General features: G+C 61.1%; 8 protein-coding genes. 1 reads left to right on the plus strand and 7 read right to left on the minus strand.

From position 1 onward, the window contains the following. Nucleotides 1–169 precede the first annotated feature (169 nt). Entirely contained in the window at nt 170–742 is a 573-nt protein-coding gene (locus AC0L16_RS21900) for a DUF6931 family protein (RefSeq protein WP_473623205.1), read from the minus strand. A 190-nt stretch (nt 743–932) separates the two neighbouring features. On the opposite strand from AC0L16_RS21900, the gene AC0L16_RS21905 reads away from it, so the two are divergent. Beyond that, nucleotides 933–1,463 (plus strand): OmpA family protein, encoded by a 531-nt coding sequence (locus tag AC0L16_RS21905; protein ID WP_473623206.1) that lies wholly within the window; start codon nt 933–935, stop codon nt 1,461–1,463. A gap of 54 nt (nt 1,464–1,517) precedes the next feature. Here AC0L16_RS21905 and AC0L16_RS21910 read toward each other — a convergent pair whose 3' ends face one another. The 6 genes from AC0L16_RS21910 to tssM all read right to left on the minus strand — a co-directional run bounded on the left by AC0L16_RS21910 (nt 1,518) and on the right by tssM (nt 13,318). Beyond that, nucleotides 1,518–3,134 (minus strand): caspase family protein, encoded by a 1,617-nt coding sequence (locus AC0L16_RS21910; protein WP_473623207.1) that lies wholly within the window; start codon nt 3,132–3,134, stop codon nt 1,518–1,520. Nucleotides 3,135–3,304: 170 nt separating this feature from the next. Beyond that, the gene (locus AC0L16_RS21915) at nt 3,305–5,632 is read right to left on the minus strand and encodes a M23 family metallopeptidase (RefSeq protein WP_473623208.1); all 2,328 of its coding nucleotides are present in this window, start codon (nt 5,630–5,632) and stop codon (nt 3,305–3,307) included. Next, nucleotides 5,629–6,135, minus strand: a complete 507-nt coding sequence (locus AC0L16_RS21920; protein ID WP_473623210.1) for a DUF1036 domain-containing protein — start codon at nt 6,133–6,135, stop codon at nt 5,629–5,631. The genes AC0L16_RS21915 and AC0L16_RS21920 overlap by 4 nt, the downstream gene beginning before the upstream one ends. Before the next feature lie 11 nt (nt 6,136–6,146). Continuing rightward, nucleotides 6,147–8,822: a serine/threonine-protein kinase gene (locus tag AC0L16_RS21925; RefSeq protein WP_473623212.1), complete on the minus strand. Its 2,676-nt coding sequence runs from the start codon at nt 8,820–8,822 to the stop codon at nt 6,147–6,149. Continuing rightward, complete coding sequence (locus AC0L16_RS21930) at nt 8,822–9,595, minus strand: PP2C family protein-serine/threonine phosphatase (protein WP_473623214.1); 774 nt, start codon at nt 9,593–9,595, stop codon at nt 8,822–8,824. The genes AC0L16_RS21925 and AC0L16_RS21930 overlap by 1 nt, the downstream gene beginning before the upstream one ends. A gap of 159 nt (nt 9,596–9,754) precedes the next feature. After that, nucleotides 9,755–13,318 carry a type VI secretion system membrane subunit TssM gene (tssM, locus tag AC0L16_RS21935; RefSeq protein WP_473623215.1) on the minus strand — a complete coding sequence of 1,188 codons (3,564 nt, stop codon included), beginning with the start codon at nt 13,316–13,318 and terminating at the stop codon, nt 9,755–9,757. Nucleotides 13,319–13,333: the final 15 nt, after the last annotated feature.

Consider the following 13,333-nt stretch of genomic DNA (forward strand, 5'->3'; position numbering starts at 1 on the left):
GAGCGGCGGAGGAGGAGGAGGCTGGGGAGGATAGTAAGCCCAAACAACTAGAGCATTCTGCAGCCAAGTGGTTCACTTGGCGTCGCAGAAATCCCGCCGCTAAATCAAATAGATATAGCCGGATTCTCGTTCGATTTGAACGTATCCCGCTGGCGGATTTGGCTACGGTCTAATTTGCATCCGCTGATTGGCGCAGCGCCTCTGTCTCTGCCATCTGGATGCCCATTTCGACAAACGCAGAAAGAACTGAAAAGCGGTCCTCCAGTGCAACACGTGCCAGTCCGGCCAGAACCCCCGCACTCACGGCGCGGGCGGCTGGCGGCAAGGCCGATAGCGCTGGCGCCGCCATAGCTGAACCGTTGCCATGCCGTCCTGCAGCCAGGGCAATCCAGGCGGCCGGCGTTGTTGGCGGCATTGCCGCAGCCTCGCTCACTTCTGGGCGATGGTGAGGGCTCTCCGGTTCGCTGACCCAGTCACGAACAACCGCGAGCAATTCCTGATCCCTGCTGTCGAGCAGAACGGTGAGGTGGCTCAGGCATTCATGTGCCCACCACACCGCAGCCCGCTCGGGAAGCAGATAGGCACAGAACGTAATCGCCTCCTCGGGCACCCGCCCGGCCAGCAGGGCGCGGCAAAATTCGATTGAAGGCTGTTCGGTCGGAAGTGCCACCATGTCCCTGGAAACAGCGGGGCAGGCCATGAAAAGGTCCCGTGCCGTTTTGAATCGAAGCTCATTGGCCATGGCGCCACGCTTTCCCCAGGGAACAATCGACACTGAAGCCCTGGACGGGGCGGGTCAAGCCTCCAGTCCCTGGCAAGATGCAACTGCCCTCCACCACTCGTATGCTTGACGTTTATTGACAGACAACCGCTTCGGAATTTGGTATTGTCCGCAGTCGATGAAATCGATGCTCAAGACAGGAGTATCCGTTATGCGGTTGGGCAGTTTAGCCTTCGTGTTTACGGTCGCGTTTTTTTCGACCCACGCTTTTGCTGATCCGCTTCAGAAATCAGAAGACATCGTGAAGTTTTTTGACGCGGCGAGCGAGCTCGGCCCGCCGCGTGGAATTTGCGTCGGCACCGAAGAAGAGTGCAACAGCAAGACCAAAGCAGCGCCGGCCGAAAAAACCAGCCTCGACATGCTGATCAATTTCGGCCTTGATTCTGCGGAACTCGATGCGACTGCGCGTGCTGAACTGGACGAGTTCGCCAAGGCGTTGAAGGACAGCCGACTGAGCACTTTGAACTTCGTTGTCGAGGGTCATACTGATGCATCCGGCTCGGCTGACTACAACGAGGGACTTTCGGAACGCAGAGCCAGATCCGTAACAACCTTCCTCACCTCCAACGGCGTCGATCCTGCCCGCATCAAAGCGACAGGCCTGGGCGAAGCCAACCCGCGCAACCCCAATCCATTCGATCCGGTAAACCGCCGGGTGGAAATGCGGATAAGGACTGAGTAGGGCGGCTCCGACCACCGAGGCACGGACCACGTCGACACGCCTGAAACCGGCTCGTCAGTTGTAGTTGAGCACGCCACCCACGGCCACACCGGTGCCGAAAATCAGCGCCTTGGTCAGGAAGTCGTTGTTGTCCGGCGGCGGAACATCCCGTCGAACCACGACCTGCTGCCTACGGGGCTTCCGTGCCACCACCGGCTTTTGTGTGCGGGCCTTCTGTGCCACCGGCTTTTTTGTGCGGGCCTGCTGCACCTGTTTTTTCGGCTGTGCTCGAGCCAGATCGGCAGCGTATCTGGCGCGCACCGATTCCATCATTGGATCCGTCTGGATCACCAGGAACGTCAGTTGCTCGCGTGTCAAAAAGGTCGTCTGCGGCAGGCCGTTCTTCGCTTGCCAGATGCCGATCGCCTGGCGGGTCTTTGGGCCTATGTTTCCGTCGATACGGCCAAGCTCGTTGCCCAAGGCTTCGATGCGCAACTGCAGATCGATACGGCCCTGGCGATCGAGACCGATCGCGCTTTCCGTCAACTCGGTGCCCAGGGCCTGCTTCACCTCGTCCGAAACTCCAACCGAGGTGCGAACGGCTGAGCCGGAAATTGCGTTGGCCTCGTCCTCTTCGACTGCCGCAACCTGCCGATCTTCGGCCCTCGGTTCGTTCAACTGGTCGATGTTCAGCCGTGCCACCGTGGCGAAGCGGCCGCTCGGAAACTGTTCAAGATAGGCTTCGTAGAACGGAATGGAACTGCGCTTGGAAGCTTCGTCCCACAGACGCTGCTCAACCTCCCAGGAAGGAGGCTCGTTGGTCACCGGGGCAGCAGCCCTCATCGCGCCGGACGCACCAGCGATCGGTTTTGTGGCAGGCGCCGCTTCCGCTTTGAACTGTCCCAGGAAGACCTCGCGTCCCAGTGATGCGTTGTGCCAAGGTCTTTGGCGACCTTGTGTCGTTTCGGTCACCTGGCCGCGCACACGCGTCAGCGCGCTCTGGATTTCAACGCCGGGTTCAGTCAGGTGCCTGGCGAGCGCCGCGGAGTAGGGACTGTTTACGCCGTTGCCGTCGAAAGCGATGGCGCCGGGGTCGGTTGCATACGCAATCAAGATTCCGCCGGTTCCAACGCCGTCCGATTTTGCTTCAATCGGTGCCAGTCCGGAGCCAAACGAGGCGGAACGGCTCTTCGGCATCCAGGCGGCCAGCGTCCTTGCCAATGGATTGTCGCGGCAGGCATCGAGGATGATGACGCCGATCGCCGGCTCGGCTGGTAACGCCGCCATGAAGTCGTCGATCTGAACGGTGCGGGTCTTGAGATGAGCGGGCGATGTCAGTTCGCCGTCTACCGGAATCAAGAAATTCTTGCCGTCGACCTGCATGCCGTGGCCGGCATAGAAAATGACGGCGAGCTCGGCATCGTAGGATTGCTCGGTAAACCGACTGATGAGGCTGTGCATGCCTGCATTGTCTTGATCGAGCCCCTCGATCACCTGGAAGCCGGCATTGCGTAGCGTGGATGCGATGAGGTGCGCATCGTTGGCGGGATTGGGCAAGGCAACGGCATGGGCATATTTACTGTTGCCGATGACCAGTGCCACGCGTTTGGCATCAGGCGCGGCAGCCTCGGCTCCAAGCGATGTGGTGACAAACAGGACAAACCCGCTCAGAAAGATGGCAAATGCTTTCATGGTCCAGCCCTCCGCCCCGCCAGGGCGCACTATCGATCTCTGCGCATGCCAAAATGGCTCCTGGGCGTATGTGATCTCGACCACAGTTTTGGTTCACAAAGGCGCGAAAAAAGTTGGCAGCAGGAACACCAATGGACTAACGGCAAACTCGCACGCCTCGAGAAGCAGGTTCAAAGGGTATTATGCATCGAGCTTATGAGAGCCGTGATCGCCTGCTTGTATTTTTCGAACTCGGGCGATGTCTGCCGGACTTCCGTGGTTGTCGTTGTCTGTTGGCTCACCTCAACCATCGCCGGGCTCAGCTTCCGCCCCATTTTCCTTTCGGCCCAGCTCACGACATAGCTGGCGGACTTGCCGGTGAGAAACGGGTTGGCTTGAATGACGGCCGATCCGAGCACGGCGCTCAATTGCGCCGAGCCCGGCGACGACAACACTTGATGGGCGCCTTCCATCCCCAGGAAATGACAGAGATAAAGTCGGCCGGCTGTGATCTGGTGGCCGCGTGCCCGAAGATAGGCTTCGCCTTCGCGCGCCAGATTGCTGACCATCTCGCGCGAGATGGTGGCGTCAAAACGCAGAGCGAGCAGGTCGGCGGTTGACAGTGTCCGCGCCAGTTCCGGGCGGTAGGTGTTCATCATCCGGATCCACGTCTTGGTTATGAACTGACCGGCGCCGGTCGCCGAAGAAAGTGGGTTCTTGGCGCGGGCTTTGCCGCCACTTTCGACTTGAACGATACGCTCGGTCAGCGTTTCGACAGCGGAAGCATCCGTCGCGATTGCCGTGACCGTGCCCAGCGGATCGATCGCCTGCCCATTGCGATAGAGTTCGAAATGCAGGTGCGGCCCGGTCGAAAGACCGGTGGTGCCGATATAGCCAATGATATCGCCTGCCTTCACCTTCGCGCCGACACCGGCCTTGTCCGCGAACTTCTGCATATGCGCATAGCGCGTCTCGCTGCCGTCCCCGTGCGAAATCTTCACCAGATTGCCGTACCCGCTTCCATCGCCCTGAAAGACGATTTCGCCGTCGAAGGCGGCGGCTATTGGCGTGCCCAGCGGCGCCGCCCAATCCACGCCCTTGTGGATACGGACGGTTCCGAGGATTGGGTGCTTGCGTGGGCCGAAAGTGGAGGTCATGACCCCGTTGACCGGGGTGACCATGCCGTTGGCGACTGTCAGCGAGCGAACCTGATCGTCGCCGCTGACGCATGCAAACTGCCCGTCGGTCTGCTGGAACACGAAACAGTCAAGGCTTTTTTCGCTGCCCTGGACGCCAACATACAGCACCCGTCCGGCCGTCTCTTCCTTGCCACGCGGCTTTTGCGAATAGATCAGGACCAGACGCTGGTCTTCGCTGGCGAAGGCATCCAGATCCTGTCCTCGCGACAGATACATGATCGCTTCTCCGATCACGCCGGTCGGAACTTTGTTGCGCGCTGCTGTCGAATAGATCGCGTCGAGCAGCCGGTATTGCCTTTTGTGCGTGCCTTGCGCCTGTGCACCCGAGTAGTTGAACAGGTCTTCGCGCACCCAAGGGTCGACACCAGACACAAACACACCAGCGGCATTGCGCGTCAGCGTGCCGACAAATACATTCTTGGCGTAGATCGAAACCTGCATGAGGGACATGGTTGTCGTCTCGCGCGTCGGCCTGAAACCGCGCATGGCGACGACATGACCTAGCTCAAGGCTCTCCCGATTGAAAAGCGCCTTCAGGGCTTCGCCTGCCAGCCTGGCATCCTCGGCGGAGAAATTCGCATCGAGCGCAACGCTGTCCAGGCTGCGGTCGTTGAGAATCTTTACGAAAATGTCCTCGGTAGCCTGGTATCTCTGATGTTCACTGACGACGTTTGCAACGCTGGTGTTGTTTTCGATCTGGGTTTTCTGGAACGCGGGAAGGGCTGCCTCGCCTGAACCGATTGTTTCGCCCCAACCTGCTTCGGCATCATCCCCCTGCGGGTCCGAAGCAACCGGAGCCTCGTTTGGAACGGGCGGTGGCTGAACATCGTTTTGCAGCTCTTTGGATGGCGCCGGCGCGGTCTGTCGCTGCGCCTGGAAGAATGCGAAATCTTCTTGCGTCGACGGTATCGTCGTCATGAACTTTTCGCTGGCGCTAAGCATCACGTCGGACAGGATTTCGATCTGAGGAGAAACGCCGGCCTGATCGAGTTCTGCTGGGCGCGGGGTCACTTGGCTTTTTGTTGTGCCGCCGGTGTCGGGCGCAAGGGTGATCCACATCGGGTCGCCTGCGAGATCGATGATGGCAGGCACATAGACAGATGCGTCGGCCGGCACATCGTCGGTTCCCTCGACGGCGTGCAACTCCTCATCTTCGTCGCCAAACGACCAATAATCCGCGGTGAAATAGAAGCCGGCAGCGATCGACAACAGGACAACCACAGCAAGACCGGCCAGCAGCCTGCGCCAGAGCCTGCGTCTGCGCAGGGCGGCGCGCGCCTGCTTTTTCAACCTGAAGCTTGTGTCGATACTGTGCGTCACGGATTGCTTCCGGTCAGAAAGAAGGTCCACCGCGCCTGTTCAAGCGTATCGACTTCGAGAAATCGTGCGGCGATATGGCCGCGCTGCCAGCATTCGTCGATGCCGCGTATCGAGAAACGCCGCCGGTCGATGCACATTTCGGTCGACCCGGTCAGGGTCGCATGGCCAAAAACGTCCGTCGCATAGATGTAGATGTAGCGGTTGGTGAGTTCCTCGCGGATGACGTTCACGCACTGATTTGCGCCGATGGTCCACCAGCCATCGGTCTGGTCCGCATTGTCGACCTTTTGGCCGACAGCGAGATTGACGACGTCGAGCGTCTGATTGCAGACGGTGAATTCGGCGCGCGCTTCGTGGGACGACAGGAGAGCCAGCAATGTCGCGCCCAACATCACCGCAAGTCTGATACCGCCTCTCAGGCCAAGCAGGCCGCGAAGCCGGTCACGCTGATTGTTGGGCGGCACAGCGGTCAGGAAGGAAAAGCGCGAGCTGCGGTGGTCCATCGGCGTCCATGCTACCCGCCGAGCCGGAAGTACTTTGCCGTTGCGGAGAACTCAGCTCGGTTGGCGTCGATCTCGTCGAGAATCTTGGGCAGCAGCAGCGCGGCTGGTGTCGGCGCGGAGAACGCCGCAGCGTGAATATCCTGTGGACCCGTGATCACCATTATGATCTGCGGCACGACCTTGCCGGCCGCCTTGTCGGCTGCGCCGAGATCGATCGGAATGTTGAAGGTGGCCTTGTCCGCTTGCGCCAGGATACGATCGTCGAGGCTGAATGCCATGCCCCTGTGGTCGATCAGCAGCACGCTGGAAATGAGGCCGCCATGCGTCACCAGCGAGCCGCCGATCGGCGAGCCGCTCGGCACCGTCGTTCGATCGAGAACAAGCTGCGGCTTGTCAGCCGGCATCTGGTCCAGAAAGCGCAGAAAGTTGGTGACTTCGCATTGAGCCGGCTCGATGAGGCGGACACTGATGTCCGGTTCGACACGGAATCTTGCCTGGAAGTCGGACAGCATTCGTTCGAACGGCTGGACCTCCGTGCCCAATCCTTCGATCGCGACAGCGGTCTCGGTTGCCGACGTCAACGTCGCATAGAAACAGTCGCCGCCGTTGAAGTCCCGCACCCAGGAGACCCGTTGCGCAGCGTGGTCGAGGGCATTTTTCGGCGGCAGACCCAGGTCCGGTTTCGGCACGTTCAAGGCAACAGTGGCTTCGCCCGGCTGTTTGCCTGGCGCCGGCTCGTACCGCTGCCGTTTTGCGCTCGCATCGTCTGTCTGGCTTGCCGCGGGTTCGGGCACCCGCCCGGCCACCTTGGGTCGTGCCGGCTGGCTGGCCGGCTGATCGGGCTTCCGGCTCTCCGTCATTTCGGGCTGGACCGCTGGGGGCGAAGCCTTGTCGGCCGGCGGCATGGGCGCGACCTGGATGCGCGGCGGAACCGGCTCGGGGGGTTCCTCGGCTGGCGAAAGGACTTCGGCGGGCCGTGTCGGCTCCAACTTTTGATCGGCCGCCGCATCCGCCCGATTTTCAGCCGGCGATGGCGCCTCGGCTACCGCCGGCTCCGAGGTGTCATCGGCTGCCGCCTGCTCCTGGGTTTCCTCGGTTGGCGAGAGGACTTCGGCGGGCCGCGTCGGCTCCAGCCTTTGATCCGCCGCGGCATCTGCCCGATTTTCAGCTGGCAACTGCGCTTCGGCTGCTGCCGGCTCCGAGGTTTCCGCGGATGCCGCCGGCTCCGAGCTTTCTTCCGATGCCAACCGCTCCGGGGTTTCCTCGGATGGTGAGAGGACTTCGGCGGGCCGTGCCGGCTCCAACTTTTGATCCGCCGCGGCACCTGCCTGACTTTCGGCTGGCGGTGCACTGGCTTCTGTTTGTGACTGATCGGGTAGAACTGCCTTTGCCGGCTCATCGCCCGGCGAATTTGCAGCGCTGTCCGTCGGGGCCGGTTTTGATATTTTTGGCGACAAGAACGATGTATCGCCGGCGGTCGGCGTGGAAGGCGTCATCACGCCGCTGAGATAAACGCCTGCACCCGACGCGACAGCCAATGTCGCCAGGGCAGCGATCGCGATCGATCGGGTCCTGGCGGACTTTGCAGGGACCTTTGGCAACGCCGCGCGAGCAGGACCGGCAACTGGCGAAGGCCTTGGCTCGGACAGAAGCGCGGGCCGGACATGCGGGACGAAGCGCTGCTCACCGGCAGCCGCCGGAGGCTGACTTTCCATCTTGGGACCGGCAAGCCTGGGACCGGGAAGCTTGGGGCCAGGCGCGGCGGTTCCCCCCGTTCGCGGCGTCCGGTCGCGCGGTGTGATCGACGTTGGCGGCCTTGTCTCCTCGTCCGTGTCGTCACGTGTCGCCCTGGCGATATCGGCCATGCTGATCGGCCGGTCTTGTGGATCCGGCTGCAGCATGGCCTCGACAATTCCACGAAAATCGGCGTCGATGTCGGACAGGTCCGGAACGGTTCGGCGTTTTTCCACGATCTCGAACTGGGAGCCGCTCATGTCGATCGGTTTCCCGCGCAGAGCAGCAGCCAGCACCAGGCCCAGGCTGTAGATGTCGGATTGCTCGCTGACATCGCCGCCGTACAGCCCGAGTTGCTCTGGAGAAACGTAGTTGTATTTCCCCGCGAACTTTCCGCCGATTAGCGTCTCTCCGCCGACGGTCGCCGACCGCGCGATGCCAAAATCGATGATCTTTGCGCGATCGACCCGGCCTCCCGGCAGGATGATGTTATCGGGGGAGAGGTCGCGGTGTATCGCTCCCGCCTGATGCACGGCGCTCAAGCCGGAAGCCAGGCGATGGCAGAGCTTGCGCACGTCTTCCGTCGGCATCGGGCCACGTCGCATGATATCGAACAGCGATTGGCCGTCGACGAATTCCATGGCAAGGTAGGGGCGACCGATGCCGGGGTCGATCGTGAAGACGTGATATCGCACGACCGCGTCGTGCGACAGGTGATTGAGGATCGACGCTTCCTTGCGAAACAGCGACAGGATCGTCTGGTCACGGGCGAACTCGGGCAACACAATCTTGATCGCGACGTGGTCGCCGGTCTGGATGTTGTGGCCACGGTAGACTTCGCCCATGCCACCGAATGCGATCCGCTCGTCCAGTTCATAGATGCCGCTGAGTTGCGTGCCGACAGCTGTGGTGGCCACGTCAGGCGATATCCGCGTCTTGTCGTCGGCGCTCATCAGCCTCGACCTTCCGCTCTGGAAGGACCGGGATAGGCCCCATTGCGCCCGTCTCCGATCTTCACGAGCACGATCGTGACATTGTCCGTTCCCCCACGCGCCAGCACCATTTGCAGCAGGTTTTCGCATGCCGTCTGAGGTGTCGCCGACACCGCCGCCGCCTCGATCTCGGCATCTGTGACATGCGCTGTCAGCCCGTCGGTGCTCAACACAAATATGTCGCCCGGCATGATTTCGCCTTGCTGGAAATCAATGACGATCTCGTCGCTGACGCCGACCGCATGCGTGATAACGTTGCGGCGCGGCCAGGCGAGCGCTTCGGCCGCGCTGATCATGCCCTTGTCGAGAAGTTCCTGGACTTCGGTATGGTCTCTCGAAATCTGCGAGATCGAGCCGTTGCGGATCAGGTAGACGCGACTGTCGCCTGCCCACAGGCAGGCAAACCGCCCGTCCATCGCCAGCAGGGCGGCGACAGTGGAGCCGATGGTTACGCCGCGGGATTGCGATATCCTGCGAATTTCGGCGTTGGCCCGGCTCAGCCGGTCCTCGAAACGCGCGCGCAGATCCGGTGCAGAGCTTGCAATGCCGATCGTTGCCAGATGATCGACAATGCTGGCCGAAGCGACTTCCCCGGCATCATGTCCACCCATTCCATCGGCCACCACCCACAGGCCGGTTTCCGGCTCGACCAGATAGCTGTCTTCGTTGAGCTCGCGGACACAGCCTCTGTGGCTGACGCCGAAGCTTTCAAAGGGGAGGGCGACATTGTTCACTTTGCCACCAAGCGCTTCTCAAGCGTCCTCTGCGGCGCACTGTCAGGCGCTCGCTCGCGCCAGTTTGCCACAGGCTCGAACGTTAGAGTATCGAAATAAACGTCCGCCCATCTGTTGCCGATGACAGCCGCACCGCATTTGGAAAATTCAAAGGTCATCTCAAAACGCCTTTGGACAGCTGAACCCGGAAAGCGCAGGAAGGAAGAGAGGGATTTGGTCCGAACTGGCCTGGACCGTATAGGCGACATCGCGTCCGCCGATTACGAAGCGGGCTTGCGTGTTGCCGCCGGTGCTGGTGATATCGGCCCTGTCCAGCAGGCGCTTCAGTCCCCACGGACCGTCGAACTTGATCGCGGACTCACGGCCCGGCATTTCCGGAATGAGGCTCAGGCTCGCCGACGCGGAAGCCATGCCGCTCGGCCAGGTCACGGTGCTTGGCGCGTTGCCCGCCTGGCTGCTTTGGACGATCTGGCCATCGACGTCGAGTACCGCCGTATCGGCATCACCATGCAGTGAAAACGGCGTAAAGGTGACACTGACCGACGGCACCGAACCCCCTGAAGGAAAGAAGGCGTTGCGGATTTCCGCCGCCAGCTGGAAGTTTTTCAAGGTCGACTTCGACAGGTCGCGCCCGAAACGCGCATCCTGCTTCCAGTTCCAGTCCTGGCCGGTCATGTCGATCAGCGATGCCAGATTCTGTGCGAAGAACCGGTCCATCAGGCCGCCTGGAGCGAACAGTTTGGCGAAATCCGCCATCGCAATATCCTCGGGGCCATCGCTGGCGAAGGGATAACGGCCCTCGACCATCTCCTCGCAGGCGCGCGTGACCTTCTCGTCGAGCATCTGGTTCAAATTCGTCAGCGAGGTTTCTGCGACGTTGCCGTCAAGCTCGTCGGCGGTCGCAGTGACCATTCGGGCGAGTTGCTTGGGCAGCCGCGAGACATTGGCGCGAAGGGTGGATATCTGCAGCTGCAGATTCATGTTGGCGCGTTCCGTTTGCGAAGGGACATCGGCCGCCAATTGCAGGCTTTGATGGATGTCGCGGAAATTCTGGGTCAGCGCATCGATTGGGCGGCGTCCAGCGGGACCGTTCACCAAAGCCTGAAATGATCGGAATTGCGCTTCGATGTTCGCCCCGGGATCCTGGTTTTGCCCGCGAGCGGACCCTGTGCCGGCCCGGCTTTGCGATTTGCCGCCGGCGATTTGAATGCCGATGCGGGCCAATCCGCTGGCGATATCTGCAGCGTCTTGCGGCTGGTTTTGACGCATGCCGGCTTCGGCCTCGGAGCCGGACTCTTCGTTGGAACCAGCGTCTCGCGTCAGCGCTGTTTCGTCGGCTATCGCCGTAAAAAGCTGGTCGATTGGCGAGCTTGGTGACGCGGCGGCGGAGAGCGCGATATAGTTCGGCTTGTCCTTCAGCATTGCCTTGAACTTCAGTCTGTCGAGAACGCCGTTCCACGCCGCGGCGAACTCCCGCCCATAGCGCTCGACAAGTTCGGGACCGAGTTTTGGCAACTCCTGGTCGATGCCACCTTGCTCGCCACCGCCGCCGAGAACCCACTGGTCGTCGACAAGCATCTGCGCAATGCGCGAGAGTTGTCCGAGATAGAAGTTGTTGAAGCCGCTATAGGTGTAGATACCGGGAACGCGAAGGCCTGACAGATCGCCGCCATCGACACGCTCGAACAACAGCTGCGCTTCCGGGCCGCCTTTGACGGAGACGGAAAAATCATCCAGCGCTGCGGCGTATACCGCCGACTGCACCAGGGCAGAGGCACGATCGGCAAGGCTCATGCGTCCGAGCGAGCGTTGAGCGGCTTCGACCAGTGGCTGGTTGAGTTCGAAGACCGGATCATAGGCGTCGTCCAGCGCAAGCATGGCTCGCAGATGCTTTTCGAGTTGCGTCCGTCCCTCGCGGTTGTTTTCACCCGGATACCGGTTCTGCTCCCAGTCCTGCCGCATCCAGGACACGATCAACTCGTCGTCGACCCTGGGCGCCTTGCCGCCAAGCATCATGTAGATCTTCAGCGGTTCGTAGAGCGCGGTGGGATCAGCCATCCTAGCCTGGATCGTCCGTTCGGCCTGAAGCAGCAGGCGCCAGCGGAACATGCGCTCCAGCGCCTGCCGGTAAGCTGTCTTTGATGCCGAAAGCAGTCTTTCCCGCTGACTGAAGCCGAACGTCTCCTGGATCGGGGTCGGCAAGTCACTGCTGTCGAACCCGGCCGGCAGTTCACGCAATTGGTCGAGCGGGCCGATGACGTTTTCAAGGTCGACGTCGGCGACCGTCGTGCTTTTGAGGAGCGGGTCTGCCGTCTCGCGATACTGACTTGCAGCTTGCGTGGTAGAAGCGATCAGCGACCTGTTGGCTGAAAAACTCAGGGCCAGGGTGCCCAGAGCCGCGGCAGCCATCAATGCTATTGCGCCAAGGCCGCCATACCTGGCGATCGCTGCACGCCTTTCAGCCGATTTGTCGTATGAAACCCAGCCGGATTCCGCGAAAATGACGCCGGTCAGAAGATCATGCAAGAAGAAGCTTTTGCCGGTGCCGGAAAGATGGGCGCGAGAAGCGCTGCCGAAACTGCGGCCGATTGCGCCCAGCACCTGGTCGATCGGCGTGCCCTCCTGGGTGCCTGACGAAAAATAGAGGCCACGCAGGCTGACATTCACCTGGCTGCGGGCCGGATCGAATATGCTGGCGACGAAACTGGCAATACGGCTTTTTAGCGCGTCAAATTGAGCTGGAAAGCCAAAGATGGCTATGCGCGCGACCGGATCGGCCTCTTCCTGCAGGCGGTCGGCCATCTCCTCTGCCAGGCGCTTTGCCAATGCGTCGAATTCGGCCGGTGCCTCACCGGCCATGTTCTTGCTGCGATCGGCGGTCTGGAATGTCGCGCCCCACACTTTTCGGCGGCGCTGCTCGTCGAAACCGCCAAAATAATCCATGAATCCGGAGACAAGGTCGGCCTTGGTGAAGAGCAGGTACACCGGGAACTGGATTTTCAGTGTTTCGTGAATTTCGCGCAGACGGCTGCGTATTTCAACGACATGGACGTCAAGCTGCCGATCATCGAGGCTGATGAGATCGGCAAGGCTGATGGCCAGGATAACCCCGTTTATTGGTTGCCTTGTGCGGTGTCGCTTGAGCAGCGACAAGAAGGCGAGCCAGCTCTTCTTGTCGCTCTGCGCATTTGAATCCTGCGTCGTGTAGCGTCCGGCGGTGTCGATCAGCACCGCCTGATCGGTGAACCACCAGTCGCAGGATCGTGTGCCGCCGACGCCGGCCACCGGCTGGGCGTTCCCCGAACCGGCAAGCGGAAAATTCAGACCCGAATTGACCAACGCCGTTGTCTTGCCGGCACCGGGCGGGCCGATGACGACGTACCAGGGAACTTCGTAGAGGAAATTGCGCTTGCCGCTCGACCGCTTGAGCGCAGCGATGGCTTCATTCATACGAGCCTCGAGCACCTGCGAGTCGTCATCCCTGTCGTCATTGCGGGCGACTATCGTCTCGAGCGCCTTTTGCGCCTTTCGCTTTTGCCAGAAACGCACTCCATAGAACAGCGTCGCGATCGCAACGATCACGCCGATGATCGTCACGCGCAGCCAGACGGGCGCCAGCGGACGAGTGTCGGCAAAGCGGATCAATGGTCCGGCAAACCAGACGGCTGCCGCGAAACCGGCCAGCGCGATCGCACTGAATATCCGCAGCAGCCAGCGCGTCATCGGCGCTTCCAAATG

Source organism: Mesorhizobium sp. WSM4848 (genome assembly GCF_055811375.1).

Bases quoted from the DNA above. Each gene is read 5' to 3' on its own strand.
- AC0L16_RS21900 (WP_473623205.1), bottom strand. From the start codon at position 742: ATGGCCAATGAGCTTCGATTCAAAACGGCACGGGACCTTTTCATGGCC.
- AC0L16_RS21905 (WP_473623206.1), top strand. From the start codon at position 933: ATGCGGTTGGGCAGTTTAGCCTTCGTGTTTACGGTCGCGTTTTTTTCG.
- AC0L16_RS21910 (WP_473623207.1), bottom strand. From the start codon at position 3,134: ATGAAAGCATTTGCCATCTTTCTGAGCGGGTTTGTCCTGTTTGTCACC.
- AC0L16_RS21920 (WP_473623210.1), bottom strand. From the start codon at position 6,135: ATGGACCACCGCAGCTCGCGCTTTTCCTTCCTGACCGCTGTGCCGCCC.
- AC0L16_RS21925 (WP_473623212.1), bottom strand. From the start codon at position 8,822: ATGAGCGCCGACGACAAGACGCGGATATCGCCTGACGTGGCCACCACA.
- tssM (WP_473623215.1), bottom strand. From the start codon at position 13,318: ATGACGCGCTGGCTGCTGCGGATATTCAGTGCGATCGCGCTGGCCGGT.